This is a genomic window from Clostridium acetireducens DSM 10703 (genome assembly GCF_001758365.1).
In the GTDB taxonomy this organism is placed as follows: domain Bacteria; phylum Bacillota; class Clostridia; order Clostridiales; family Clostridiaceae; genus Clostridium_C; species Clostridium_C acetireducens.
On sequence record NZ_LZFO01000006.1, the window covers coordinates 1 to 25,855 of the forward strand.

The following is a 25,855-nucleotide window of genomic DNA, read 5'->3' on the forward strand; positions in this document are numbered from 1 at the left end:
AAAGATAATATACTCTCAATAAAATCATTAGTTGCTTAATCTATAGTTTGTTTTTTAAAAATTTAATATTTATAACTTAAGGTCAGTATTTAATTTTTTAAACTATTAGTTTTGCAATCAACTATTAATAAATTTAATAGCTATTATTAATTATTTTATTTAATTTTTCTACATCTTTGTTTCCTTTTAATATATTATTAATAATCCTGGATGCTGCTTTTTTGGATATTTTTTCAATATCCTTATTTAAGTTAATATTATTTTTTGTTAATAAAAAAGTTAAATAATTTAATTGTTTATCTGTAATAGCATTCATTGGTATGAGGCTAGAATCTTGTTCTATTTTATATACTAGTTTAAATATTTTAGGTAAATTTAACACATCTTCATAATTATGAAGCATTATTGTATCTCTTAACCTAATATCTTTGTTTTTAAGATATTCATAATATAATTTTACGCTTTCTCCACCATTAATTCTATCTTTTCTATTAATTCCTATATATTTTTCAACAGTTTTTAAATTACATCTTTCCATGCCTAATTGCTTATAATAAGGTCTTATTATTCTATATAAATCAATATGCTTTTCTGGAAACATAAAAGAAACATCATTTTTAATCATTCTTTTTTCCACAAAAGGTTCATCAAAAGCTATACCATTATAAGAACACCATTTTTCATAACCCTCTATATCTTTACTAAAAGCATATAATAATTTTATTTCATCATCTAATTCTTCAGCATAATACTGTTTTACTACAAACTTGCTTTTAGTTTTATACGCTCCTAAAGACACAAGTATAATCTTATCTTCTTCTTTATCGAATCCAGTAGTTTCTATATCAAAATAAACTATATCATGCATAGCATAACTGCTAAAAATATTATTAGGAATATATAGTTCTTGTTCTATTTCTTTTACAAACATATTTTTTCCTCCAAACTAAATAATCCTAATTTAATTATACATTAAATATACTTAATATTAAAATGTATTAGGTAAAATATGTTTATATATTACATTTTATCTACTGTTTTAATTCCTATTAAATTTAATCCATTTTTAATCACTTGGCAAGATGCTTCTACAAGTTTAATTCTAGCAGATTTTAATTCTTCATCTTCTGCATTTAAAATGCTACAACTATTATAAAATTTATTAAATGCCTTTGCTATTTCTACTACATGCCTTGTAAGTATTGAAGGTTCTAGTTTATTTATTGCATTAAATATAGAATTTTTAAATCCTTCTAAAAGCTTTATAAGCTCAAATTCTTCTTTAGAATTTAATCTTGAATAATTAGCATCATTAGGTATATTATTTACTTTTCTTAATATGCTCTTTCCTCTAGCATAACTATACTGTATATATGGTCCTGTTTCGCCATCAAAATTTAATATTTCTTTCCAATCAAATACAATATCTTTTTCTCTATTATTTTTTAAATATGTAAATAATATTGCACCTATACCTATTTTTTTAGCCACTTCTTCTTTATTTTCTAAATCAGGATTTTTTTCATTAATTATTTCAAGTGTCTTTTCTATAGATTCTCTTAGTAAATCTTCAAGGAATATTACATCACCATTTCTTGTAGAAAGCTTTCTATCTGCAAATTTTACTAATCCAAATCCTACATGTTTACAATCTTCTGCCCAATCATGTCCCATTAATTTTAATGTAGTAAATACTTGTTTAAAATGAAGTGCTTGAGGAGTTCCAACTACGTATATACTCTTATAAAAATCATAAGTATTTTTTCTATAAATAGCTGCAGCTAAATCACGAGTTGCATAAATTGTAGCTCCATCAGATTTCTTTATTATACAAGGAGGCATATTATACTCATCTAGCATAACAACTTTTGCTCCATTGCTTTCCACTAACAATCCCTTTTTATCAATGCTTTCTATTACACCTTCCATTTTATCACTATAAAAACTTTCTCCTGCATAAGAATCAAATTCAACATCTAATGCATTATATACTTTCTTAAATTCTTTTAAACTTAAATCTTTAAATTTACTCCATAAGCTAACTTCTTCTTCACATCCATCTTCTAAATTTTTAAAATGTTTTCTTCCTTCCTGTTCTAGCTCTGGATTTTTTTCTGCTTCTTCGTGAAACTTAACATATATTCTTAATAATTCTTTTATAGGTTCTTCTTCTAAAGCTTCTTCATTTATCCATCTTTTGTAAGCAGCTATAAGCTTTCCAAACTGTGTTCCCCAATCTCCTAAGTGATTAACTCTAACACAATTATATCCTTCAAAAGATAATATTTTATATAAAGAATTTCCTATAGCTGTACTAAATAAATGTCCTACATGAAATGGTTTTGCTATATTGGGAGAAGAATATTCCACTACAATAGTTTTTCCTTTTCCATAATCAGAAGCACCATATTTATCTTTTTCTTTTAATATTAATTCTATAGTTTCTTTATTAAAATTTCCTTTATCCACAAAAAAATTCAAATAAGGTCCTAAATTTTCCACACTTTCAAAGCCTTCTAAATCTATTTTATTCTTTAGTTCCGCTGCTATAACATTAGGTGCTTTTTTAAATTTTTTTGCTAATTGAAAGCAAGGAAATGCAAAATCACCCATTTCTGATTTTGGTGGTATTTCTATAAGTTTTTCTATAAAACTTTCATCTAAATCCACATTTTCTTTAATTTTTTTAGCTATTAATTTTTTATAATCCATACATTACTACCTCCATATTTTTTTATAAATAAATAACCCCATTTCTGCAAAAAAACAGAGACGGGGTTATTCCGCGGTACCACTCTTATTGACAAAAAGTCCTCTCAAAACTTTAACGCAGTTAGCGACTTGTTTATGATATTAATTATACCTTTTTATTCAAGCTTCTCCAAGGCTCTTTTCCTTTTTAATTCACTGCAGACTTTCACCAACTACTGCTCGCTAAAAGCTCCTTAAAAAGTACTTTCCTATTCACAGAATTTAATACAATTATTATACATACTATTAATTATATTATTTGTACAAACTCTTTGTCAATATATAGATATTTTTATAATTTTCATTAAATACAAAATAAATAAAATTATTAGACTCTTTTTGATATTATTTCATTGTCTTCTCTTTTAAATAATAATGAAGCTATTAAAAATGCAATTACAGTTGGTACTAACCAAGCAAATCCTTTATCAGATAAAGGTATCATTTTTAATATTCCCTTAATTGCATTAAAATTTCCTAATCCATTTATAGTATCTAATACACTTATTATTGCTGTTACGTAAGTAGTTACTTTTACTACTCTATGACTTTTTACTAATTTGCCCATTAATGTCATGATTATCAACACTATAACTATAGGATAAAGTATATTTAAAATAGGAACTGATAATTTAACTATTTGATCTACACCTTTTACTGCTAGTATAGCACTAATTACCGCCATTGTAATAGCAATTGTATTATATGAAACTTTTTCTTTAAATATATTTTTATTGAAAAAGTCTGATCCAGTTGATAAAAGTCCTATAGCAGTTGTCAAACAAGCTAAAGCAACACATAAACCTAATACTATACTTCCTATACTTCCTAAATCCATCTTCACTATTGTTGTAAGCAATTCAGTTCTTGATACATCCTCTGGTACTAAAGAAGTAGTTTGACTTCCTAAATACATAAGTCCTCCATATACAAATGCTAAACCTACCACAGCAACCATAGCCGATTTTATTGTTGCCATAGTAATCTCTTTAGGCTCTTTATATCCCTTTGCTTTAACTGTAGTAATTACTATAGATGCAAATATTACAGAAGCCATAGCATCCATTGTCTGATATCCTTCTAACATAGATTTTGTGAACACTCCTTGAGCTGCAGTTTGTCCAATAGTTCCTATAGGTGATATAATTCCTTTAATAATTATAACAGAAAGCATAATTAAAAGTCCTGGTGTTAATATTTTTCCTATATTATCTACTATTGACGAAGGTTTAAGTACAAATACTAATGCTACACAAAAATAAATAACAGATGATACCGTTGGGGATATGAATGGGAAAATTGGACGAATACTTAATTCAAAAGTTGTAGCTGCTGTTCTAGGTATTGCTAACATAGGTCCTATGGCTAGAATAAGTGCAGTTGTACTTATAATAGAAAACTTTTTTCCTACTTTTGATGCCATATCTGAAAAAGTTCCATTAATTTTAGCACAAGCTATAACCCCACAAAGTGGCAAACCTACTCCAGTTATAAGAAACCCTATCATTGCCGTTAGAAAATTAGTACCAACTAACCTTCCTAAAAACGGAGGAAATATGAGGTTCCCTGCTCCAAAAAACATTGCAAATAGTGCAAATCCTATTATTACTAAATTTTTTGATGATTTTTCCATTATTTACTCCTCCTTATTTATTTTTTCTTAATAAATTATCATACTTTTGCAATTTAATCAAGTAAAATATTTTATTTCATAATATATAAATTATTCTGAATATATAAAAAAATATAAAATAAGAGTGTTGGTTTAAAAACCAACACTCTTATTTTATATTTAGTATTCTAACCTAGCAAACAAAACTTTTTAACCTTCAATTGCTGATGAATTATTATCTTTATTCTTATAAATGAAAGACGCAATTATAAATGCTAACACTGAAGGTATAATCCATGCAAAACCTACAGATGATAAAGGTATTACTTTTAATATTGCTGCAGTTAATGGAAGATTAGTTAATCCATTTATTGTATCTATTAAACTTATTACCAAAGTTACGTAAGTTGTAAATCTTACTATTCTATTATCTTTAACTAAGTCTCCCATTAATGTCATAATAATTAACACTATTACTATAGGATAAAGTACAGTTAAAACTGGTACAGCTAACTTAACTATTTGGTCAACACCTCTTACAGCAAGTATTGCACTAATTACTGCAAGAACTATTGCTAATGCATTATATGATATTTTTTTATTAAATATTTTTTCTGAGAAAAATTCTGCTCCTGTAGAAATAAGTCCTATAGCAGTTGTTAAACATGCTAGTCCTACTGCAATTCCTAATATTACACTTCCTATACTTCCTAAGTCTAATCTTACTATTTCTGTAAGCAATTCTGTTCTTGCTACATCTTTAGGGAACATTGTTGTAGTTTGTGCTCCTAAGTACATAAGTCCACCATATATAAAAGCCAATCCTCCTACTGCTACAACGGCTGACTTTACAGTAACTTTAGTAACTTCACTTTCTTCATATCCTTTTGATCTAATAGAGGCTAATATTATTGATGCAAACATAACAGAAGTCATAACGTCCATTGTTTGATATCCTTCTAACAATGACTTTGAAAAAGTTCCTTGAAAATCAGTTGGAGTAATAGTTCCTATAGGATTTACTATACCTTTTATAATTATAACGGAAAGCATAACTAATAGTGCTGGTGTTAATATTTTTCCTATATTATCTACTATTGCTGAAGGTCTAAGAACGAAAAATAAAACTATTCCAAAATAAACAATAGAAGATATTACAGGTGATACTGAAGGAAACACTGGATGAACTCCTAATTCAAAAGTTGTAGCTGCTGTTCTTGGTACTGCAAGCATAGGTCCTATAGCTATAACAAGAGCTGATGTAGCTACAAGAGAAAATATTTTTCCTACTCTTGATGATATTTCTGAAAACGTTCCATTACACTTAGCACAGGCTATAATTCCTGAAAGTGGCAATCCTACACCTGTTATAAGGAATCCTATAATTCCAATTAATACTTGGTCTCCTACTAAATGCCCTAAATATGGTGGAAATATTAAATTTCCTGCTCCAAAAAACATGGCAAAAAGAGCGAAACCGATTACTATAAAATCTGACGAGCTTTTCATATTCCTTCCCCCTTTTAGTTCTAAATAATTTACATTTATTATATCATATTATTAAATATTTATAAAATTCAGCAAATTCAAAATTCATTTTTTACTGTAGGTTTTATTACTTAATTCAAATAAGTTCACTACTATAATATACAAAATCTATAATTATACCTAATACTTTTTTATTAATATATTATTTTTTACTTACATTACTTAACTATTACTTATGCAATATTTATCATAGTTATTAATAAAATTATAAAACAATACCATATATAATTATAAAAATAGAAATATGAAAAACTTCTTAATTTTTATATTAAATTGCTTCACATTAACCTTTATTGTCAATAATTTTGTTTAAATAAATTATTGACAATAAAGGTTTACTAAAATTTATAAAAAACTTTCTTTTTCCCTAAATATATTACAAGTTTCTTCATCAAAATTACACATTATAATCTTTTTTATGCTTGTATTTTTTTCTTTAAGAAACTTCATAGATGTGCTAAGTAATATTTCAGCACACCTATCTTTAGGAAAACCAAATATTCCAGAGCTAATAGCCGGCAAAGATATAGACTCTAAATTATAAAGATCTGCTAAAGTTAAAGAATTCCATACAGCATTTTTTAACTTTTCATCTTCATTGCCTTCTCCCATTCTAGGACCAACTGTATGAATAACATATTTACATTTTAAATTACCATTATTAGTAATAACAGCTTTACCTACTGGAATGTATTTTATTTTTTTAATAATTTCTCTACTTTCTTTATCTATTTGATTCCCACCTTTTACTGCTATAGCCCTAGCAGCTCCTCCACCATGCATTAAATGGCTGTTGGCAGGGTTTACAATAGCATCACTAGTTTCTTCTGTTATATCCCCTTTTTTTATTATTATTTCTTTATCCTTTATTTTCATAAAATTTTCCTCCTTAAAAATAAACATTTAAAAATTATTATAAATTATTTTTCCTCCAATTATAGTACATAATGTATTAGTTAAAGTCTGCATAGGATTTCCATTAAAAATTGATATATCTGCTTCCTTACCTTCTTCTATACTACCTAATTTATCATCTATACCCAAAATTTTAGCTGGATTTATAGTAATAGCTTTAAGAGCTGCTTCTATTGGAAGCCCTTCTCTAACCATTAATCCTGCAGAAATTGGAAGATACTCTATTGGAACCACAGGATGGTCTGTCATTATAGCAAAATCAATTCCAATTTTATTAAGTTCTACAGCTGTTTTGTTATTTCTATTTTTTGTTTCTATTTTGCTCTTTGAAGTTATGCTAGGTCCCACTATAACAGGAAATCCACTTTCCTTTATATATTTTCCGATAAAATGTGCTTCCGTACAATGGTCTAAAGTTATTTTTATATCAAATTCTTTTGCTATTCTTATAGCTGTTAATATATCATCTGCTCTATGAGCATGAACTTTTAAAGGCAATTTTTTATCAATTACAGGAAGTATAGACTCCATTTTTAAATCTTTTTGAAAATATTCATTGTTTTTTTCTGATTTATATCTTTTATATTTGTAATCTTTACATTTAATTAAAGTTTCTCTTAATAAAGCTGCTATTGCCATTCTAGTAGTGGGAGATTTCTTCCTACTCTTATATATTCTTTTAGGATTTTCTCCAAAAGCTGCTTTTATAGCTGCTGGCTCTTTAACCACCATATCATCTACACAAACACCATTAGTTTTAATTATACAAAATTGTCCTCCAATTACATTGGCACTACCAGGTCCTGTCATAACAGTTGTAATTCCAGCTTTTATAGCTCTTTTAAAAGATTCATCAAAAGGATTAATAGCATCTATTGCTCTTAACTCAGGAGTTATTGGCTCTGTAGCTTCATTTAAATCTAATCCTTCAAATCCCATAGATTCCTCCATTATGCCTATATGGCAATGAGCATCTATTATACCCGGCATAACAAAAGCTCCTTTAACATCAAGTATTTTATACTCTTCTTTAATTTCTATTTTCTCTGATACTTTTTTTATTATATTATTTTCAATTAATATGCATCCATTTTTATAATTTTTTCCTGCCATAGTATATATATTAGCATTTATTATTAAAATCAATTTTTAACCCCTCCAATATAAGTATTAAATTTTATTTTATACTTATATTATACAAGAAAACCTTATATAAATAGAATTTATATTATTAAGCAATAAAAAACCATTGAATAATAAATAGTCTCTAATAAAAGTAATTTATCCAAAGCCTATATATACTCAATAGTTTTTATTAATAATAAAAATAAATTAATTTAATTAAAATTTAATATCCAAAAAAAATAATTTGATATAGTAGCAAAAGCCACCAGTACAATATATGGTATAATTAAAATTGCCGAAATTCTATCGTATTTTTTAAATTCTAATACAGTAAATATTATAAAACCTAATAAAAGCACTATTTCAAAAAATGATAATCCTATAAATTTGAATTTAAAAAAAATTATATACCATAAAAAAACTAATAATAATTGTACTAAATAAAGTACTAAAGCACATTTTACATTTATTCCTCTTTTTCCTATCATCCATACCCTATAAGCTGCTAAAGCTATAAATATATATATTATTGCCCATAGCATAGGAAAAGGCCAACTTGATGATAAAAAAACAGGTTTATTTAAAGTTGCTAGTGACTCTTTTATATCTACTGTTAAAACCGGCAATATTATACCTATTACTTCAGCTAAAATTATACTAATTAATAATGCCCATATATTTATTCTTCCACTTACTTTAAATATATTACGCAAAATACCACCTCTAAAAACTGTATTCTTTAAATACTATTACAAAAATACAGTTTTTATTCGCAAATTATTTTTTTATGCCAAATCCTCCATATACAGTTCTTGTATCGGCTATAGATATTACAGTTTTTATATTACTATTTTCTATTAACTTTACTACTTGATTTTTTCTTCTTCTTTTAACATGTATAAGTAAAAGCTTTCTCTTTTCACTATTTATACCTTCTCCTTGAATAACAGTAACTCCTATTTGTCTATCTCTAAGTATTTTAGCTAGTTTTTCTCCTTCTTCATTTGAAGTAATTGCAGTAATAGTCAAAAGTCCTAAAGCAATTTTTTCCTCTATTATGGATCCTAAATAAATTCCACAAGAAAATCCCAATCCATAAATTACTATTTTAATAGGATCCTCTTTTAATCCAACTAATACAAAACTAACAACATAAACCCATATAGATACTTCAAAAAAACCTATTATAGCTCCGTAAATTTTTTCACCCCTTGTAATAAGTACTGTTCTTATAGTCATAAGAGATACTTCCAATATCTTTGCTAAAAATATACCTAAATATTCTAGCATATAACCCCTCCCATTTACTATATTTGACCATTATCTATTTACATTACATTATACAATATATGCATTTAATTCCAAAGGAAACTTACAATTAATTTTATGGATTTTATGTATATTTTATTTAGAAAACATTTAGTATTAAGTTGTTGAATAAAAAATACTTGAGATAATTTGCAGATACAAAATAATTAAAAATAAGCTGTATAAAAATAATAAGACAGCGGCATAAAGAGAGTTTGTAAATAAGTCATTTCATTAAGACACTCTAAGAATAAAAAATAAAAAAACTCCTACCCAATTTATGCCCCATCCTTGGGGCGGAAATTGGCTCATCACGTCCTGTGATGAATTACGGAGTTTTTTTATTTTTTATTCTAAGAGTCTCTAAAATTTATTCAAATTATTTACAAACTCTCTTTATGCCGCTGTCTTATTATTTTTATACAGCTTATTTTTAATTATTTTGTATCTGCAAATTATCTCAAGTATTTTTTATTCAACAACCTAAGTATATAAATTCTTATTTAAAAACCTTTTCATAATAAACATCATAATAATCGTTATTATGATCTGAAAATAAATTTTCATCGGCTATATTTAAAAACTTTTTATAAATGCTTTTCTTTATATTTTTAAATAAATTATTATAATTTCTTAATACTTCATGAGCTTCTTCTATAGTTATGTTTTTAAATTTTATTTTATCCCCTGGTTTAGCTTGTCCTAAAACTGGTATATCTGTAGATATAATTGTAGCTATTTTTGTATAACCTCCAGTAGTTTGCCTATCAGCCATCATTATTATAGGCATACCATGACCAGGTATTTGAACAGAACCCAAAGCAATACCATCAGATATTATATCTGCCCCTTTAATGTGTTTTATTTCTGGACCAGACAACCTATATCCCATTCTGTCTGCTTGATTTGAAATTTCATATTCCGAATTTAAAAATTTCTCTATTTCTTCCTTTGAAAAACTTTCATGCTGTGGACCTAATATCAATCTAATTTCATGGTTTTTAAAGTACTTAGGAATAAAATTTTCAGGTATAGTTCTATTAGCTATATGATCTAGACTTTTATTAATTTTAACTAAATTAATTTCATCTCCGCTTTTTAAAGCTCTACCCTTAAAACCTCCTATTGCTGCTTTAACATATGTAGACTTACTACCTAAAACTTTTGGAACATCTATACCACCAGCAAAACATATATAAGATCTGCAGCCAGATTTTGCCCCTCCAAAAGACAGAACATCACCTTTTTTTACTTTAATTGAATGCCACATAGGTATAGAATTGTTATTTAATTTAGGACTTATATTGGCACCTGTAATAACTATTACAGTACTAGTATTAAATTCTATTTGAGGACCTACCATTGTAATTTCTAATGCCCCTTCATATTCATCATTTCCTAATAATATATTTCCTACTTTAAGAGAGAATTCATCCATAGCTCCAGCTGTGGACATGCCAAATTGTTGATAACCTATACGTCCTTTATCTTGAATAGTTGTAAAAAGTCCTGCATTTATTATCTTTAAGTCTGCCATTTATCTCCCTTCCTTGTCTTCTTTATTTTCATAGTAATTTTCTACTTGCAATATATCTTCATATTCTTTTTCAGTTATTGGAACAAATCTTAAATAATCACCTGCTTTAAGCATAATAGGATTTTTCCTTAAAGAATCATATATCTTAATAGGTGTTCTGCCTATTAACTGCCATCCTCCAGGACTTTCAATAGGATAAATTCCCGTTTGCTTACCTGCTATTCCTACAGAACCTGCTGGAATTTTTAATCTTGGTGTCTCTAACCTAGGAGTTTCTATTTTATCTGACATACCACCTAGGTAAGTAAATCCTGGTGTAAAACCTAGCATATATATTAAGTAATCTACTGAAGTATGAATTTTTATTACATCTTTTTCAGTAATATTATTATATTTTGCAACAAATTTTAAATCCGGTCCATATTTTCCTCCATATACTGTTGGAATTTCTATTAATCTTGGTTCTGGTATTTGAATATCATTCATTTTACTTTGAACCTGATAAAGTTTATTTTTTAAATCTTTTATATTTATTGTTAGGGGATCATATTCTATTAATATAGATCTGTATGTTGGTATAGTTTCTACTATGCCTTTTATATTATATTTTTTTATAGCTAAATACATATTTCTAACACAATTATTAATTTCTTTATTTATTTCATTTCCAAACTCTATAATAATAGCTTTGTCCCCTGCCAATAAATACTTGGGATTGTTATACATAAAATACCACCTCAATGTTTAATTATCTTTTGTTCTCACAATTTATATAAATAAGCTCTTTATTCCTGCAAATAAAGCTTTCATTCCTAATAGAGATTGTATTCCTGCATAAAGAGATATTATTACCACTACTATTCCTGATAATAAAAGCCATTTAGGATGCTTATAATTCTCTACAATTTTAGGACTTATAGATGCTAAAAGCATTGTTCCTAATGTTATAGGTAATATTAATCCATTTAAAGAACCTGCTATTATTAATAATTTTACTGGTTTACCTATTAAAACTAATATAGCTGTAGATACTATTATAAATCCTATTATCCATTTATTATTATTCTTATCTATCTTATCAGAAAATGTTCTTAAAAATGACACTGAAGTATATGCCGCTCCCACCACAGATGTTATAGCTGCTGCCCATAGCACTATACCAAAGAATTTATATCCTACAGTTCCTGCTGCATGCATAAAAGCAGAGGCTGGAGGATTATCAGGATTTAATTTTAATCCTTTTGACACTACTCCCAATACTGCTAAGAATAAAAACACTCTCATAACAGAAGCTATTAATATTCCAAATATTGATGACTTTGTAATTTCTTTCACATTTTCTTTTCCAGTAATTCCTGCATCTATTAATCTATGACCGCCAGCAAAAGTAATATATCCACCTACAGAACCACCTACAAGAGTTAATATTGGCAATAATGGTATTTGTTCTGGTACAAAAGTTCTATAAGCTGCTTCTGCTACTGGAGGATTTGTGGAAATACATACATATCCCACTACTACTATCATAAGACCTCCTAGTATTTTTGTAAACATATCCATAGCTTTTCCCATTTCTTTGTATAAAAATATTAAAACTGCTATTGCTGCAGATATTATTGCTCCTACCTTTATATTTACACCAAAAAGTACATTTAAACCTAAAGCTGCTCCACCTACATTACCTATATTAAAAGCAAGTCCACCTAATGCTACAATAAAAGCTATAAAATACCCTAATCCTGGCAACAATTTATTTGCAATATCTTGCCCTCTAAGACCTGAAACTCCTATAACTCTCCATACATTCATTTGGGCTCCAATATCAATTAAAATAGATACTAAAATAATAAAACCACAAGTAGCCATATACTTTTCTGTAAATACAGCTGTTTGAGTCAAAAATCCTGGTCCTATAGCTGATGTAGCCATTATAAAAGCTGCACCAATTAAAGCTGAAAGATTTTTTTTCTTATTTTTTTTATCTGAATACACATCTTCATTTGTATATATTTTTCTAGCATTTTCCGCCATAGCAGAGACCCCCTTTTTATTTAACTATTTAATAAATTCTTTTAAAGGTTTTATAGAAACATTGTTATCTTCTAAAGTTCTCTTAATCAATTTAACAAATTCTAAAGCTTCAGGATTATCTCCATGAACACATATAGAATCAGCTTTTATATTTATATCTTCACCATTTATAGCTTTTACTTTTCCTTCTTGCACCATTCTAATTACCCGTTGTATAGCTAAATTTTTATCTTCTATTACCGCACCTTGAAATTTTCTTGAAACTAAAGTGCCATCTGCATTATAAGCTCTATCAGCAAATACTTCTTCTGCTGATTTTAACCCTACATCTCTAGCAGCTTTAATCATTAAACTTCCAGCTAAACCCATAACAATAATATCTTTATCTACATCATATATACCTTTTGCTACCTCTTTAGCCATATCATAATTTACTGAACAAAAATTATAAAAGGCTCCATGAAGTTTTATATGTTGAATTTTATATTTTTTAGATTCTGCAAAAGCTTTTAAAGCTCCTAATTGATATATTGTATAATTTCTAGCTTCTTTTAAACTAATATCCATTTTTCTTCTTCCAAATCCCATTAAATCAGGATAACCTGGATGAGCACCAATACCTAATTTATTTTTTATAGCTATATCAATAGTTTTATCCATAATAACAGGATCACCAGCATGCCAACCACAAGCAATATTTACGGAAGAAACATACTTCAATACTTCTTCATCTAATCCTATTTTATAATTTCCAAAACTTTCTCCCACATCACTATTTAAATCAACTACTATACTCACTTAAGACTCCCCCTTTCCACATTCTACAAATTAATTACTACTACGTATATTTCATTGATATATATTTATGCAATTTGTATATTTATTCATTCATTTTTCTTACACTATATTATATTCTACACTTTTAAAAAATTACCTTCTTATTAAAAAAAATATTTAATTTTTGTTAATTCAATATGTTTTTACTTGATTTAGTATTAATATATATTGAAATTAAATTATTTTTTATTAATTTAATAATTTTTATTGCAAGAAAATATTCATTTTTTATTATATTTTTGCATAATTTTAATCATTATATTAAAAGTCATAATAATATATTTAAATGTTAATCCATACTTTTTTGTAATATGCTAGAGTTTTTTATTATATTAGTTTGATAAATCTACCATATTACCATTAATATGTAATATTATAAGCAATATAAGTATTTATATCTTGATTTGAATATTTATTTTGCATGATTGCATATTAAAAATTTAATTTTCATATTAATTTTAATATATACAAAAATATTTTCAATACATTTTTTCATAAAATTTAAACTTTTTTAATTTTAAATTCTATTAAATAAAAAAACTATGCAATAAATTTATTACATAGTTTTTCTATTTAATAGAATTTTAGAATTCTGCAGATCCTGGTGTCCTTGGAAAAGGAATAACATCTCTTATATTGCCCATACCTGTTAAATACATTATTAATCTTTCAAATCCTAATCCATAACCTGCATGTTTTGTACTTCCATATTTTCTAAGCTCTAAATACCACCAATAATCTTCTTTATTAAGTCCTACTTCTTCCATTCTTTTTTCAAGTATATCTAGTCTTTCTTCTCTTTGACTTCCACCTATTATTTCTCCTATTCCAGGTACAAGTAAATCCGCTGCTGCAACTGTTTTATTATCATCATTCATACGCATATAAAATGCTTTTATATCTTTAGGATAATCTGTAACAAATAAAGGTTTCTTAAATACCTTTTCTGTTAAATATCTTTCATGCTCTGTTTGTAAATCTATTCCCCATTCTACATCATATTCAAATTTTTCACCAGATTTTTTTAATATATCTACTGCTTCTGTATAAGTAATTCTTCCAAACTCAGAATTTGCTACATTATTTAATCTGTTAAATAATTCTTTATCCACAAACTTATTGAAAAATTCCATTTCCTCTGGAGCATTTTCTCTAACATATTTTATTACATATTTAATCATTGCTTCTGCTGTATCCATGTAATCTTTAAGTTCTGCAAAAGCCATTTCAGGTTCTATCATCCAAAACTCTGCAGCATGTCTTGTAGTATTTGAATCTTCAGCCCTAAAAGTTGGACCAAAAGTATATACATTTCTAAAAGCTAATGCATATGCTTCTGCAGATAATTGACCACTTACAGTAAGATTTACTTCTTTATTAAAAAAGTCCTCAGAATAATTTACATTTCCTTTATCATCTTTTGGTACATTATTTAAATCCATTGTTGTTATTCTAAACATTTCTCCTGCACCTTCGCAGTCACTTCCTGTTATAATAGGAGTATTTACATATATAAAATTTCTTTCTTGAAAAAACTTATGTATAGCATAAGCTGCTAAAGACCTTACTCTAAATACAGCTGAAAAAGTATTACTTCTAGGTCTTAAATGTGCTATAGTTCTTAAAAATTGAAAAGAATGTCTTTTCTTTTGTAATGGATATTCTGAAGAAGAAATACCCTCTACTACAATATTTTTAGCTTTTATTTCAAAGGGCTGTTTTGATTCAGGAGTTAATTCTAATATTCCCTCTACGCTTACTGCAGTACTTATAGGCAACTTTGTGATTTCCTTAAAATTTTCTAAGGAATCTTCTTCTACTACTACTTGAATGTTCTTAAAAAAACTTCCATCATTTAATTCTATAAATCCAAAACTTTTAGATGATCTTGATGTTCTTATCCAACCAGAGATTTTTATTTCTTTACCTGAAAAATTTTCTGAATTTCTAAAAATTTCTTTTATTAATGTACTTTTCATTTTTATCCTCCTTATTAATATGTGAAATACAAAAAAGCCCTCCACCCTCATGGGACGAAAGACTAAATTTCGCGGTACCACCCAAATTGCTTAATGACAAAGCCAACTTAAATAAGTACTATTAAATACTTTCCAAATATAAGGTTTTGGATTCCCTCTAAGCCTACTTTTAAAAATTTCGGTTAGAAACTCCGAGATGTTCTTCAATATAGATTAAATATCGGATTTCCACCATCTCCAACTCTCTATAATGTCATCTATATTTACTCTTCTCTTCATAGTTTTTATTATACTCATTTTAAAATTATAATGTTTAAGTAATTATTTGTCAACACTAAATATTCTTCCTAAATTTAATTCACTTAAAAAAACTTGAGGATTACCTAATTTTCTATTAGGTATAAAATTCCCATGACAATCAGAACCTGCAGTTATAAGCATATAATTTTCTTTACACCACTTTAAGCATCTATCAGTAGTTTCTTTACTATGATTAGGATGATAGCACTCCACTCCTTCTATTCCTATATATTTAAATTCATTTAATCTATATTCTATATCAAAATCAATAGGCAAGTACTCAGGATGTGCTAATATAGGCACTCCTCCTGCTTTTTTTATTATACCAATTACTTCTTTAGAACTTGGAAACTTTGGAAAAGGAACTTTTCGAGTTTCTGAAAATAGTCTTCCAAAAAAATCTGCAACATCTACACATATTCCTATATCAATCAAAAAATTTAAAGCCTTCCATCCTCCTCTTTCTAATTTATATTCATATTTCTTATACTCATTAAAGTCTATATTATATCCATCATCTATTAACATTTTTATTGTATCATCATCTTTCTTTTCCATTAAATAAGTATTATGATATAAAAGTTCCTTTAACTGCTTATTTTCTATATTGATATTATATCCTAATATGTGAAACCAATCTTTATTAAAAGAACTAGAAATTTCTACTCCCCTAATAAATTTTATATTATTTTTTTTGCATAGTTCCTCTACAACTAAAGCATTATCTGTTGAATCGTGATCTGTAACAGACATAAGTCCTATATTATTTTTTTTAGCTTCTTCTACTAAAACATCTGGCGTCCATGCACCATCAGAAGCAATAGTGTGCATATGTAAATCTACTTTTATATCTTTAATCATTTTTTAAATCCTTTCTCAAAAAAATTATTTATATAATTAATATACTCTTCAAATATATAATAAATTCATTTATATATTATCCTTGAATATATAATAAATTTAACAGTATATCAAGTCAACTTTAAACAGCATATTAATTTTAATTATTTTATAAGAATTACTCTTTAAAAATAAAGTATTATATGGTATCATATTAATAAAATATAAAAAAAACTAAATTATGATAAAGGAGTGGTTAGATTATGGCTCATACATTACCAAAACTTCCTTACGATTACAATGCATTAGAACCTTATTACGATGAACAAACTGTAAAAATTCATCATGATATGCATCATAAAGGTTATGTTGATGGATTAAACAAAGCAGAAGTTGCTTTAGAAGAAGCAAGAAAAAAAGGTGACTTTTCTTTAATAAAACATTGGTCTAGAGAACTTGCTTTTAATGGTTCTGGTCATATATTGCATACAATGTTTTGGGAAAACATGAAACCAAATGGCGGTGGAAATCCTTCTGGGGATTTAGCTGATAGAATTAATAAAGATTTTAATGATTTTGAAACTTTCAAAAAACAATTTTCAGCTGCAGCAGCTGCTGTTGAAGGTTCTGGTTGGACAGTACTTTGCTGGAATCCTTATTTTGAAAAATTAGAAATATTACAAATAGAAAAACATCAAAATCTTACTCAATATGGAGTAACTCCTCTACTAGTTATCGATGTCTGGGAACATGCTTTTTACTTAAAATATCAAAATAGAAAAGCTGAATTTATAAGTGCTTGGTGGAACATAGTTAACTGGGATAATGTTTCTGAAAGATTTAAAAAAGCAACAAAATAATTTTAAACCGTATGCATATGCATACGGTTTATTTTATAATTTAAGTATGTATATTCTAATACTTCATATTTTATTTTTGTTATACTTTATTCAATAATTTCTAAAATATATGTAAATATTATTTATATAAATCTCTATATACTATTTTAAAAACCTCTAAAGAATTTTCAATTTGCTGTTTTAATAAAATTTTTTTATCTTTAAATTCTTTTTTTCCTAACTCAGTTAAAGTATATATTTTTTGAATTTTATTATTAGAATTATCCCAATTACCTAATATTATTTTACTTTTTTCCATTTTTTTTAAAAGAGGATATATTCCTCCTGTACTAGGTATCCATCTTCCCTTTGTTCTTTCACCTATTTTTCTGGAAATATCATTACCATTAGTAGATTCTAAACTTAATATATACAAAACATATAAAGGCAACAATCCTTTTGTAAACACTTGAACTACAGATTTTTTTTCTTTTTCTATCTTTTTTAATTCTTTAACTTTTTTTTTATATTCTTTATATAATGTTTCTTGTTCTTTAGTTTTATTTAAATTATAATGTTTTTTCATTTTCACTATTCTTCCTCTAAAAGACCCATTCCCACTAAACCTGGTCCACTATGTACTCCTGATACCGGACTTATATTTCCATTAAAATCTATTGAAGTTACATTGGGAAGTTTAATTAACTCATCATAAACTTTTTTAGTATCATCATATGCATTACCTTCTCTTAAATATACTTTACATTTTTTGGTCTTTAATATATCTTTTGCAATATCTATAAGTTTTTTTAAAGATTGTTTTCTTCCTCTTACTTTACTATATGTGTAGTACTTTCCATCTTCTTTATCTATTGATACAATAGGTTTAATATTTAAAATTTCTCCTATAGTTCCATATATCTTGCCTATTCTTCCACCTTTTTTTAAATATTCTAAAGTACCTACTACAAAAAATATATGCATTCTTTTCATAAAATTTGGTACAGCATTTATAATTTGCTCAAAATTTTTCCCTTTTTCTATGAGCTTCCCACAAGTCTCTACAATAACTCCTTCTCCACAAGATATAGACTTAGAATCAATAATATGACTAATTATTTTAGGATGATTATCGCTTATTAACTTTAAAGCATTATATATGCCAGATAATCCACTAGATAAAGTAACTGCTATAGCGTGAGTATATCCATCTTTTTCTAAACTTGAAAATAAATTATCCATATCTTTCATAGAAGGTAAAGATGATGTAGGTACTTCTCTTTCAAGGCTTTTATATACTTCTTTAGGAGTTATTTCTATAGAATCTTTATATTCCTTATCTTTGTATATTATCCTAAAAGGAAGTATTTTAACATCATATTTTTTAATTATTTCTTCATTTAAATCTGCAGTACTATCTGTTATTAATGCAATTTTATTCAATTTTATTCCTCCTCCAAATGAATATAATTACATTATATCATGAGTATGACAATTATCAATATTGATACATATCAGTATTGATATATATTATTATTTCATTTATTGCAATTTTAATGTATAAATATAATAAGGCTGATTTTAAAATCAGCCTTATTTCTAAAGAGCCCTAAATATTTCACTTTTATACCCATGCTTACCTTCTAGAGTTTCTACTATTTCTTTTAATATATTATCTTTATCTTTAGGCAATGTTCCTCCTAAAGGTTTGTAATTAGAAGCATGATTACTTCTAAAAATACAATTAGTAAGATTTAAATTTTTTACAAGTTTTCCTGTTTCCATCATAACTTCTGGAGGCGTTAATAATTGAATTTTGCCTTCATTAACTTTATCATACATTTCTGTGCCCGGTTCTACCATAAGAGTTAATAATCCTAAATAATCGGGATCTATCCCATTTATTACTCTTGCTGATTCTAGAGCATGTTCTTGCCATTTTTCTCTTCCGCCTAATCCTGATATTAATGTTACTGAAAGTTTTATTCCGCTTTCTTTTATTTTTTTACCTGCTTCAATTAATTCATTAGAATTAACTCCTTTTTTAATATCTTTTAATATATTATCACTTCCAGATTCTACTCCAAGATAAGCTATTTTTAATCCTAAATTTTTAAGTTCTATAAGTTCCTCTTTGGTTTTTCTTAATATGTCTTTAGGGGCACTATACACTCCTACCCTTTCACATTCAGGAAATAATTTTTTTATTTTTAAAAGAACTGCTTTTAAATGCTCTGTTTTTAATACCAGTGCATCTCCATCTGCTAAAAATATTTTATTTACATACTTATAATACTTTCTTGCTAATTCTAAATCTTCAAATACCTCATTAATATCTCTAATCCTAAATGCTTTATCTTTGTACATACTACAAAATGTACATTTATTATGGGCACATCCTATTGTAACTTGAATTATCAAACTATAAGCTTCACTAGGTGGTCTATATACTGCTCCTTCATATCTCAAAGTGTATCACTCCTATTATATATATTAATCCATACTATTTTTTAACAATTCTACATAATCAAAAGAATTTTCTTTAGTTAATTCTGGCATAGTAACATTTACAGGCTTATTTATATCGTAATTTTCAGAACTATATTTAATCACAATATCTATTAGCCCTTTTATATCTTCTTTATTTTTTTCAGGTAAATTACTTTCTACATTAGACATCATTTTTTCTATCTTAGATAAATCTAATTGTAAGTCAACAACTCCGCTTTCTCCAATAATATATCCATTATGAATGTAGTAAGTTATATCTATTCCCTTATTTCCTAGTATTTTTAAATCCTTTATTATATTCATAAAATTATTAAAATCCTTTAAAGCTTCTTTAGGATTATCTTTTATATTATTAAATACTTCCTCAACAGCTTTTTTTTCTTCATCTTTATTTGGTACTTGTGAAAAATCTATTGTATTAATAATAAATTCTTTTATTAAATTCATGCTTTCTTCATCATTAGCACAATTATTAACTGTGTTACTTATTAAATCTTTAAATCCTTTATCATCTAATTTAAACTCATATGTTTGAACATATTTTTTACCTTCCATAGTATTTAAAGCAAATAATCCCTTATAATTTATACATTCTATTCCAGGATTCCACTTTTGTGACCATTTATTTAATAGTTCTATAAATTTAGGTTGAAATTCTTTGCTAAATTTAACTAGTTTAGTGTAATCTACATTATCTAATTCTTCATTATCTGCTAATTTACTATTCATATTTAAAACGTCTATAACCATATATTCTTTTCCCTTAAACTCTTCTGGTAAATTATCAGATAAAATTTTAGGAATTTTTACTATTTCTAGCATTTTAGGTTCATTAGATTCAAAATCTGCAAATACCCAAGCTGTAGTATCTACTTTCATTCCAGCAACATCTATTGTTATATCTATTTCACCATCAGATGTAGTTTTTTCTTTATTAGTATTAGTTTTTGCAACTATATTAATTTTAGAATTATTAATATATGGTAAAACTTTATTTATATTTTCTTGATCTTCTTTTGAAAATCCTGATGTACTAAAATTAAAAGATATTTCACTTTTATTTTTTACAGAATTTATATTTTGATTATTTATATAAGCTTTTGTTAATGTATTACTTACATATTTATTATTAGATATAGGTATATATTTACTCAATTGGTTCGTACTTACAACGCCTTCTCCGCCTAATATATTTATTTGATACATTTTATCCAATTTATTATTTAAAAATTCTTGAACATTTTTTGGAATATTATTACTAACTAAAACTATTGGAGATTTAGTTAGAGATGCTAATGCAGCTCCTGACAACGCATCTGCATAATCAGATACTGATGATAAATAAGTTGTACTGAAATTAATGTCTTTTTCAAATTTATTTATTATATTTATATTTCTTTCATATTTATCTTTACCTATTATTCTTTCAGCATCTTTAAAATATTTTACAATATCATCTTTTATTAAATTATTATCCCCTAATATATATGCCTTTGATACATTTGCGTTTTTTATGTAACTTTCTAATTCTTTAGTAGATTTAGCATTAGGAAGTAATATTATTGGCATTTGTTTAGCAGCAGCTATAGGTGCTGCAGAAACCGCATCTGCAAAATCTGTTCCTATAGTTAAAAATGCTCCATTATTTATACCTACCTTTTTTGCTACTTCTATAGATGTAGCATATCTATCCACTCCTGATATTCTCTCTATTTGTATACCTTTTTTCTTTACTTCACTTTCTAATTTATCAGATATTACTCCTTTTCCGCCAATAATAAATACCTTTTTAACTTTTAATCTATTAAGTTCACTACTTAATGATTCTTTAGAAGACTGATTGTCCAATTTATTTTTAGAAGCTAATAATATAGGTGCATTGTATTTTTTAGCTAAAGGTGCAGCACATATAGCATCACCAAAATCTTTACCACTAACTATTATGGCATAATCTGAAGTATCTTTCCATCCATTTTTACATATAGATATGCTTGTATCATATCTATTATTTCCCCATATTCTTTGCGGAGAAACTTCTGCACTTACTTTTTGTTGATTTCCAAATCCTAAACATAAACCTATAGAAATCATACAAACCAATTTTTTTATATTCATAAATTTTCCTCCTTTTATAATATATAAACTTATTACTATTATATCCTATTATTTATATATATAAAAGTTATATAATATAAATAACATAAATAAAGTATTTATATTATTTAACTTTTAAAATATATGACTATGGTAAAATAAATTTAATTAAAAACTTTGCAATATATTATTTTATATAATTGGAGGAAAATATGAATATTAGATTTGTAACTTCTAATGAATTTAAATTAGAAGAAATAAAAACTATTCTAAATGAAAAAAATTTAAATGTATTACCTGTAAATATAAAAATTGAGGAATTACAAACAGATGACAATTTAAAGCTTATAAAAGATAAAACAATAAAAGCATTTAAAGAAGTGGGTAGGCCTTTATTTGTTGAGCATACTGGTTTTTATTTAGAATATATAAGTGGTCTTCCTGGAGGATTAAGTGAAATATTTTGGCTAAAACTAGGTCCAAAAGTATTTACGGAACTTTTTGGAAATAATTCTAATAATAAAGCTGTTGTAAAAACAATAATAGGATATTGTGATGGCTATAAAATATATACTTTTGAATCCAAAGTTTTTGGAAAAATTTCTAGTAAACCTTATGGATTCTCAAAATTTGAATGGGATCAAATTTTTATACCTTATGGCTATAATAAAACTGTTGCAGAAATGGGAGAAGAAAAAAACAAAGTTTCATCTAAACGAAAAGCTTTAAATAAATTTGTGAATTTTTTAAAAAACAATAATAAAATTTTTAAAAAAAGAGACTACTCTTTTATAAATAACCTATGTGAATCTATTATTAATAAAAATGTAGTTTTATTTGTTGGTGCCGGTGTTTCAAATAATCTACATTTGCCATCTTGGGAACCTTTATTAGAAAGCATGGGTAAAGATTTAGGATATGATGAAGAAATATTTAAAACATTAGGTGGAAATTTAACATTAGCAGAATACTACAAAAATAAAAAACATGGTATATCAGAAGTTAGAAATTTATTATTAAAAGATGAAGAAAATATAAAAGAAGAAATAGCTAAGTCTGATATACATAAGTTAATTGTTGAATTAGATTTTCCTTTAATATATACAACTAATTATGATAGATGCCTAGAAACAGCTTTTGATTATTATAATAAAAAATACATTCTAATAAAAACAGTAGAGGATTTAATAAATTTAGATAATACCATAACTCAAATAATTAAATTTCATGGTGATTTAAATGATGAAAATTCAGTAGTACTTACCGAATCTAGCTATTTTCAAAGACTAAACTTTGAAAGCCCTTTAGATATAAAACTTAGAGCAGATATGCTTGGAAAGTCTATTTTATTTATTGGCTATGGATTTAATGATATTAATATAAGATATCTTCTTTATAAATTAAATAAAATATGGACTAATTCATCTTCTCCTTATGCTAAACCAAAGTCTTATATGTTTTTAACTAAACCTAATCCTGTTCAAGAAGAAATTTTAGAAGCCAGAGGTATTATTCCCATAGTATCCACTAGCGATAATCCTGGAGAAGGGTTAAAAGATTTTTTAAAATTATTAAAAGAAAAAATTATCAAATTAAAAAACTAACTTTGTTAATTTAAAAAATGGATTTAAACTTAGTTTAAATCCATTTTATTTTCTAAAATGTAGCAAGTTCCTATATAAAGTATTATAAATATAAATATAAATATTTCAAATATAAGACTTGCTAAATTTAGTTTTAAATCTGGAAAATTCACATTTGTAAAATAATTTTGTTTAGAAAATATAGTTAGAGAAATTTCTTTAGGAATTTTTTCTTCTAATTGCATAGATATTTTTCCTGTAATTAAACTTATTGCTACAAATATTCCAAAGGCACCTAACTTACCTAATTTATTTTTCTTTAATGCCATTTTACTTGCAGTTATTGAAAAAAATACATGAGTTAAAAATTCAATATTAAATAACATACAAATTATTACTGAAAAAAATATATTTCTAAAATTAAAAATTTCTCTTAATGTTAATAACATTAAAGTATCACCTAATTTTATTATATAAATAAAGTTGAAAATTGAAGCTATACCAAATACAATAAAAAACTGAATAATAGCAGTAATTAGCTTTGCTGTTAAAATAGAATATCCCCTTTCAGGTAATGTAAATAATAAATATGAATTATCTGAATAAATATCTTTGCTAAGTAAATTTATATTAAATAAAAAAATTATTATAGAAGCTATTGAAGTAATCATTATAGAAAAACCTATTATACCCTCTTTAGGCAATGCATTTATTCTAGTAATAAGTATTATATTCAAAAAAATTATTGAACCTATTATTATTAATAATTCTTTAAAATTTCCTTTTAAATCATACTTAATTATATTTAACATTATTTAAAAACCTCCCTATACAATTCATCTATAGACATACTCTTTTCATTTCTTAAATCTTCTGTATTTCCTTTTAATATTAATTTACCTTGAGATATAAAAACTACTTCATCAAATAATCTTTCTATATCACTTACTAAATGAGTGGTAATTATCATTGAGCTTTCTTCATTAAAATTTTCTATAATAGTACTTAATATTTTTTCTCTTGTAACAGGATCCACTCCACCTAAAGGTTCATCTAATAAATAAATCTTTGCTTCTCTCGACAATGTTAAAGTTAGAAGAAGTTTTTCTGTCATTCCCTTTGATAAATTTTTTACTTTCATTTCTTCATCTAAATCCATATCTTTTAAAATTTCTTTGCATTTTTCTTTATTAAAATCTTTAAAAAAATCATTATAAAAATCTATAGCATCTTTTACTTTCATCCATTTATATAAAAAATTTCTATCTGGGAGATAAGCTACATAAGATTTAGTTTTAAATCCAACTTTTTCACTACTAATTAATACCTCTCCTGAATTTGCTTTTAAAATACCTGCTAAAATTTTTAAAAAAGTAGTTTTTCCACTGCCATTAGGTCCTAAAACTCCTAAAATTTTTCCTTTTTCTAATTCAAGACTAAAATTATCCAACGCCTTTTTTTTAAAATAATTTTTATTAATATTTGAAGCTTTTAAAAGTAATTTTTCCATTTTACACTTCCTCCTTTTCTAATACTTTTAATAATATATCTTTAATTTCTTCTTTTTTAAATCCTAAATCTTTCATTTCATTAATAAAAGTAGTTATAACTTCTTTAGACATTTCAAACTTTAATTGTGATACCATTTCATTATCCTCCTTTACAAAAGTCCCCATTCCCCTTTGTGTATAAGTTATACCTTCTCTTTCTAATTCTTGATATGCCCTCTGTACTGTATTAGGATTTACTTTTAATTTCCCGGAAAATTCTCTAACGGAAGAAAGCTTATCTCCTTCTTTTAATTTACCTAATACTATATCTTTTTTTATAATATTTATTATTTGTATATAAATAGGGTATTTTTCACTAAATTTTATTTTCATTTTTCAACCTCCTAACTCTATTGGTATTAGTGTTATATTTATATAGTACACTAATATTGTAGTAATGTCAATCTATTATAATATAATTTTTATAGAGCACTAATTTAATATTTTATTATTTACTAAGTTGTTGAATAAAAAGTGATTTATATAAATCACTTT

General features: G+C 25.9%; 23 protein-coding genes and 2 other annotated features. Of the genes, 2 read left to right on the forward strand and 21 right to left on the reverse strand.

The window, feature by feature from the left end:
* Positions 1 to 133 precede the first annotated feature (133 nt).
* The 14 genes from CLOACE_RS02655 to CLOACE_RS02720 form a co-directional block, all read right to left on the reverse strand.
* A complete protein-coding gene (locus CLOACE_RS02655) occupies positions 134 to 931 on the reverse strand; it encodes a ribonuclease H-like domain-containing protein (RefSeq protein WP_070109502.1) in 798 nt (265 codons plus the stop codon).
* Between the two features lie 89 nt (positions 932 to 1,020).
* A complete protein-coding gene (gene argS / locus CLOACE_RS02660) occupies positions 1,021 to 2,712 on the reverse strand; it encodes an arginine--tRNA ligase (protein WP_070109503.1) in 1,692 nt (563 codons plus the stop codon).
* Between the two features lie 53 nt (positions 2,713 to 2,765).
* Positions 2,766 to 2,977 (reverse strand) — a binding site (T-box leader).
* 102 nt (positions 2,978 to 3,079) lie between these two features.
* Positions 3,080 to 4,387, reverse strand: a complete 1,308-nt coding sequence (gene brnQ, locus CLOACE_RS02665) for a branched-chain amino acid transport system II carrier protein (RefSeq protein WP_070109504.1) — start codon at positions 4,385 to 4,387, stop codon at positions 3,080 to 3,082.
* Positions 4,388 to 4,573: 186 nt separating this feature from the next.
* Positions 4,574 to 5,872, reverse strand: a complete 1,299-nt coding sequence (brnQ, locus tag CLOACE_RS02670) for a branched-chain amino acid transport system II carrier protein (RefSeq protein ID WP_070109505.1) — start codon at positions 5,870 to 5,872, stop codon at positions 4,574 to 4,576.
* A gap of 384 nt (positions 5,873 to 6,256) precedes the next feature.
* Positions 6,257 to 6,787: a macro domain-containing protein gene (locus CLOACE_RS02675; RefSeq protein ID WP_070109506.1), complete on the reverse strand. Its 531-nt coding sequence runs from the start codon at positions 6,785 to 6,787 to the stop codon at positions 6,257 to 6,259.
* Positions 6,788 to 6,814: 27 nt separating this feature from the next.
* Positions 6,815 to 7,972, reverse strand: a complete 1,158-nt coding sequence (locus CLOACE_RS02680) for an amidohydrolase (RefSeq protein WP_070109507.1) — start codon at positions 7,970 to 7,972, stop codon at positions 6,815 to 6,817.
* A 191-nt stretch (positions 7,973 to 8,163) separates the two neighbouring features.
* Positions 8,164 to 8,664, reverse strand: coding sequence for a TspO/MBR family protein (locus CLOACE_RS02685; RefSeq protein WP_242866380.1), 501 nt, complete (start codon positions 8,662 to 8,664; stop codon positions 8,164 to 8,166).
* Between the two features lie 64 nt (positions 8,665 to 8,728).
* Positions 8,729 to 9,241, reverse strand: a complete 513-nt coding sequence (locus CLOACE_RS02690) for a DUF2179 domain-containing protein (RefSeq protein WP_070109509.1) — start codon at positions 9,239 to 9,241, stop codon at positions 8,729 to 8,731.
* A gap of 517 nt (positions 9,242 to 9,758) precedes the next feature.
* On the reverse strand, positions 9,759 to 10,796 hold the full coding sequence (locus tag CLOACE_RS02695) for a 5-oxoprolinase subunit C family protein (RefSeq protein WP_070109510.1): 1,038 nt from the start codon (positions 10,794 to 10,796) through the stop codon (positions 9,759 to 9,761).
* Entirely contained in the window at positions 10,797 to 11,522 is a 726-nt protein-coding gene (gene pxpB / locus CLOACE_RS02700; RefSeq protein WP_070109511.1) for a 5-oxoprolinase subunit PxpB, read from the reverse strand.
* A gap of 42 nt (positions 11,523 to 11,564) precedes the next feature.
* Entirely contained in the window at positions 11,565 to 12,827 is a 1,263-nt protein-coding gene (locus CLOACE_RS02705) for an NRAMP family divalent metal transporter (protein ID WP_070109512.1), read from the reverse strand.
* A gap of 24 nt (positions 12,828 to 12,851) precedes the next feature.
* Positions 12,852 to 13,619 (reverse strand): LamB/YcsF family protein, encoded by a 768-nt coding sequence (locus tag CLOACE_RS02710; RefSeq protein ID WP_070109582.1) that lies wholly within the window; start codon positions 13,617 to 13,619, stop codon positions 12,852 to 12,854.
* A gap of 629 nt (positions 13,620 to 14,248) precedes the next feature.
* Positions 14,249 to 15,643: an asparagine--tRNA ligase gene (asnS, locus tag CLOACE_RS02715; protein ID WP_070109513.1), complete on the reverse strand. Its 1,395-nt coding sequence runs from the start codon at positions 15,641 to 15,643 to the stop codon at positions 14,249 to 14,251.
* Between the two features lie 47 nt (positions 15,644 to 15,690).
* Positions 15,691 to 15,931, reverse strand: a binding site (T-box leader).
* 33 nt (positions 15,932 to 15,964) lie between these two features.
* Positions 15,965 to 16,804 carry a PHP domain-containing protein gene (locus CLOACE_RS02720; protein WP_070109514.1) on the reverse strand — a complete coding sequence of 280 codons (840 nt, stop codon included), beginning with the start codon at positions 16,802 to 16,804 and terminating at the stop codon, positions 15,965 to 15,967.
* A 242-nt stretch (positions 16,805 to 17,046) separates the two neighbouring features.
* On the opposite strand from CLOACE_RS02720, the gene CLOACE_RS02725 reads away from it, so the two are divergent.
* The gene (locus tag CLOACE_RS02725) at positions 17,047 to 17,643 is read left to right on the forward strand and encodes a superoxide dismutase (protein ID WP_070109515.1); all 597 of its coding nucleotides are present in this window, start codon (positions 17,047 to 17,049) and stop codon (positions 17,641 to 17,643) included.
* Positions 17,644 to 17,761: 118 nt separating this feature from the next.
* On the opposite strand, the gene CLOACE_RS02730 is transcribed toward CLOACE_RS02725, so the two are convergent.
* From CLOACE_RS02730 to CLOACE_RS02745, 4 genes are all read right to left on the reverse strand, one after another.
* The gene (locus CLOACE_RS02730) at positions 17,762 to 18,208 is read right to left on the reverse strand and encodes a PadR family transcriptional regulator (RefSeq protein ID WP_070109516.1); all 447 of its coding nucleotides are present in this window, start codon (positions 18,206 to 18,208) and stop codon (positions 17,762 to 17,764) included.
* A gap of 5 nt (positions 18,209 to 18,213) precedes the next feature.
* A complete protein-coding gene (locus CLOACE_RS02735; RefSeq protein WP_070109517.1) occupies positions 18,214 to 19,065 on the reverse strand; it encodes a DegV family protein in 852 nt (283 codons plus the stop codon).
* Positions 19,066 to 19,221: 156 nt separating this feature from the next.
* The gene (locus tag CLOACE_RS02740; RefSeq protein ID WP_070109518.1) at positions 19,222 to 20,091 is read right to left on the reverse strand and encodes a radical SAM protein; all 870 of its coding nucleotides are present in this window, start codon (positions 20,089 to 20,091) and stop codon (positions 19,222 to 19,224) included.
* Between the two features lie 24 nt (positions 20,092 to 20,115).
* The gene (locus CLOACE_RS02745) at positions 20,116 to 22,248 is read right to left on the reverse strand and encodes a cell wall-binding repeat-containing protein (protein WP_070109519.1); all 2,133 of its coding nucleotides are present in this window, start codon (positions 22,246 to 22,248) and stop codon (positions 20,116 to 20,118) included.
* Positions 22,249 to 22,439: 191 nt separating this feature from the next.
* Between CLOACE_RS02745 and CLOACE_RS11850 the strand changes: the two genes are divergently transcribed.
* Positions 22,440 to 23,831 (forward strand): non-canonical purine NTP pyrophosphatase, encoded by a 1,392-nt coding sequence (locus CLOACE_RS11850; protein WP_207644898.1) that lies wholly within the window; start codon positions 22,440 to 22,442, stop codon positions 23,829 to 23,831.
* Between the two features lie 29 nt (positions 23,832 to 23,860).
* Here the strand turns inward: CLOACE_RS11850 and CLOACE_RS02755 are convergent, their stop codons facing one another.
* Genes CLOACE_RS02755 through CLOACE_RS02765 form a run of 3 tightly spaced genes read right to left on the reverse strand, consistent with a single transcriptional unit; the run spans position 23,861 to position 25,693 of the window.
* Positions 23,861 to 24,622 (reverse strand): hypothetical protein, encoded by a 762-nt coding sequence (locus CLOACE_RS02755; RefSeq protein WP_070109520.1) that lies wholly within the window; start codon positions 24,620 to 24,622, stop codon positions 23,861 to 23,863.
* The gene (locus CLOACE_RS02760) at positions 24,622 to 25,320 is read right to left on the reverse strand and encodes an ABC transporter ATP-binding protein (RefSeq protein WP_070109521.1); all 699 of its coding nucleotides are present in this window, start codon (positions 25,318 to 25,320) and stop codon (positions 24,622 to 24,624) included. The genes CLOACE_RS02755 and CLOACE_RS02760 overlap by 1 nt, the downstream gene beginning before the upstream one ends.
* 1 nt (position 25,321) lies before the next feature.
* Complete coding sequence (locus CLOACE_RS02765; RefSeq protein WP_070109522.1) at positions 25,322 to 25,693, reverse strand: GntR family transcriptional regulator; 372 nt, start codon at positions 25,691 to 25,693, stop codon at positions 25,322 to 25,324.
* Positions 25,694 to 25,855: the final 162 nt, after the last annotated feature.